We start from the raw sequence: 2,680 nt of genomic DNA, 5'->3' as shown, positions 1-2,680 counted from the left end.
ATTCGAGCTCGGACCCGGGGATCCTCTAGAGTCGTGACGTTCGGGATGGTAACGTTGTCCCTCGGTTCGCCAGTGATCTTCTCGAGAGATTCAGCGGCCGACGGAACGCACCCTAGCTCAATCGGCAGAGCAACTGACTCTTAATCAGTGGGTTCTGGGTTCGAGTCCCAGGGGGTGCACCGAAGCGAAGGCCCGGACCGTGAGTGATCACGGTCCGGGCCTTCGTCGTCGTTGCTGCCGGCCTCGCCGCACGCAGCTCGGGAGGAGAAATCACCCCGGGAGGATGAACGCGCCATTGCGCTCCTCCCGGGGCGAAATCTCCTCCCGAGCTGTCCCCACGCTGCCCTGACCTTCCCCGAGCTCGGGTGAGGACGGCCTACGCCGCGTCGCCCACGAGCACTGCGGCGGCCTCCTCCGCGGCATCCGCATCGTGTGCGTCGATGCGCGCGAGCGCCCGTCGCCCGATCAGGATCGTCGCGGCCGACACCAACACGGAGATGCCGGCGAACACGAACGGTACGGAGGCGTTGAACGCGTGCCACAGAGCGGCGGCGATCGGGGGAGCGGCCGCCCCGCCGAGGAAGCGGACGGCGGAGTACGCCGACGATGCCACCGATCGAGGCAGGTCGGTCGCCTCCATCACCGACTCCGTGAGGATCGTGTTCATGAGACCCAGCAGCAGACCGCCGACGATGATGCAGATCACCAGTCCCGCGGCGGATCCCACCACGACCGCGGCCGCGAAGAGGTCGATCGCGAGCAGGGGAAGCACGATGAGCATCGCCGTACTGCGCGACAGTCGGCGCAGCAGGATCGGGGCGATCCACACGCTCGTGATCGCGAGGGCCACGCCCCAGCCGAAGAAGGTCAGGCCGATGCCCATCGCACCGAAGCCGAGCGGAAACGGCGAGAAGGCCAACAGGACGAAGAAGCCGATGTTGTAGAAGAGGGCCGCGATCGCGAGCACCGCCAACGCGGGCTGGCGAAGCGCCTGGAAGGGGGCGGAGAGCTTCACGGGCGTCCGCTTCTCCTCGCCGCCACGCAGCAGAACGAGCACCGCCACGAAGGCGATCGCCATCAGCGCCACGACGCCGAAGAACGGCCCGCGCCAGCTGAGCTCGCCCAGGATGCCGCCCAGCAGCGGGCCGATCGCGATGCCCAGTCCGAGGGCCGCCTCGTAGAGGATGATCGCCGCCGCGCTGCCGCCGGATGCTGCACCCACGATCGTGGCCAGTGCGGTGGAGATGAACAGGGCATTGCCGAGGCCCCACCCGGCGCGGAAGCCGATGACCGCATCGACGCTTCCCGACACGGCGCACAGCAGTGCGAACACGACGATGAGGCCGAGGCCGATCAGGAGGGTCGCCTTCGTGCCGATGCGGGAGGAGATCCAGCTCGTGACGAGCATCGCGAGTCCGGTGACGACGAGATAGCTCGTGAAGAGCAGCTCGGTCTCCACGGGGCTCGCCTGCAGCGACTCCGCGATGGCGGGCAGGATCGGATCGACCAGGCCGATTCCCATGAAGGCGATGACGCACGCGAAGGCGACCGCCCAGACCTGCGCCGGCTGGCGCCAGATGCTGACCTTGTGGGACGTGGAGGCGTTGTTCATCGAGCCACCTCCGCGACGCGAGTGCGCGCGTTGACGATGTCTGCGGCGCGGCGGATGGTGCGCCACTCGTCCTCGTCCAGGTCGGCGAAGCGCGGCGCGAGCGCGGAGCTCAGAACGCCCAGCCACTCCTCGAGGGCCGTCATCCCGGCATCCGTCGCCGAGACGAGGGTCGCGCGCGAGTCGTCGGGATCGACGGTTCGCTCGAGGAGCCCGGCGTCGGCCATCTGTGCGACCAGCCGTGTCATACCGGGCTGCGTGACGCGCGAAAGCGTCGCCAGGTCGCCGATGCGCAGCGGGCCGTGGTCGCGCAGGAGCACGAGCGTGCGCCATTGGGCGGAGGGGGCTTCGGTGCGGGTGTCCAGCGCGGCCACCCGTGTCAGGGCGTGCGCGCCGAGCAGCAGTCGCAGAATGTCGTCGGAATGATGCATACCAAGAGTATATACCGCCGGTATGCAAAAGGGGTTATGGGATCGTGACCGTCCCGTCGGGGGGTGAGGTTTGACAACGCGCCGTCGCCTGAAGATGATTGCAGTACCTGAATCAGTTCTCAGGTATTCCTTCCAATGGTGAAAGGTACGCACATGCGGGTTACGAAGAAGTTGCTCCACGCGAGTTTTGTGGCCGTCGTCGCGACGACGGCTCTCGCACTGTCGGCGTGCGCGCCGCAGGACGCGACGACCAGTGGAGCGGCGACCGCCGGTGGCGGACCCGCGGACGTCACTGTCGGGGTGGTGACGAGCGAGACGGGCCCGCTCGCCAGCTACGGCAAGCAGTATCTCGACGGCTTCAAAGCAGGTCTCGACTACGCCACTGACGGCTCCAATGAGGTGAACGGCACCAAGATCACCGTCGACTACCGCGACGACGCGGGCGACCCCGACACGGCCGTCGGCGTGGCGAGGGAGCTCATCGGACAAGGGGTGAACATCCTTGCCGGCAGCGCCTCTTCGGGTGTCGCCGCCGCGGTCGCCGAGCAGGCGGGGCAGAACAAGGTCCTCTTCATCTCGGGACCGGCCGCTGCGGATGCACTCACCGNTGTCAACCCCTACACGTTCCGCAGCGGTCGTC

The 2,680-nt window shown here is 67.6% G+C and carries 3 protein-coding genes and 1 tRNA gene; 2 read left to right on the top strand and 2 right to left on the bottom strand.

Annotated features, from left to right (window positions below):
• Positions 1-107 precede the first annotated feature (107 nt).
• Positions 108-179, top strand: a tRNA-Lys gene (locus tag I5I_RS07425).
• Positions 180-376: 197 nt separating this feature from the next.
• Here I5I_RS07425 and I5I_RS07420 read toward each other — a convergent pair.
• Positions 377-1,612: an MFS transporter gene (locus I5I_RS07420; RefSeq protein ID WP_036318182.1), complete on the bottom strand. Its 1,236-nt coding sequence runs from the start codon at positions 1,610-1,612 to the stop codon at positions 377-379.
• Complete coding sequence (locus tag I5I_RS07415; RefSeq protein WP_036318181.1) at positions 1,609-2,040, bottom strand: MarR family winged helix-turn-helix transcriptional regulator; 432 nt, start codon at positions 2,038-2,040, stop codon at positions 1,609-1,611. Before I5I_RS07415 ends, I5I_RS07420 begins: the two co-directional genes overlap by 4 nt.
• A 135-nt stretch (positions 2,041-2,175) precedes the next feature.
• Between I5I_RS07415 and I5I_RS07410 the strand changes: the two genes are divergently transcribed.
• Positions 2,176-2,680: ABC transporter substrate-binding protein (locus tag I5I_RS07410; RefSeq protein ID WP_441295538.1), on the top strand; the 505-nt coding region annotated here is incomplete at its 3' end.

The organism is Microbacterium sp. B24 (assembly GCF_000333415.1).
Taxonomy (GTDB): domain Bacteria; phylum Actinomycetota; class Actinomycetes; order Actinomycetales; family Microbacteriaceae; genus Microbacterium.
This window is presented reverse-complemented; position numbering and strand designations above follow the sequence as displayed.

Excerpts from the sequence above, each read along its gene's own strand:
- I5I_RS07420 (WP_036318182.1), bottom strand. The coding sequence starts at position 1,612 with ATGAACAACGCCTCCACGTCCCACAAGGTCAGCATCTGGCGCCAGCCG.
- I5I_RS07415 (WP_036318181.1), bottom strand. The coding sequence starts at position 2,040 with ATGCATCATTCCGACGACATTCTGCGACTGCTGCTCGGCGCGCACGCC.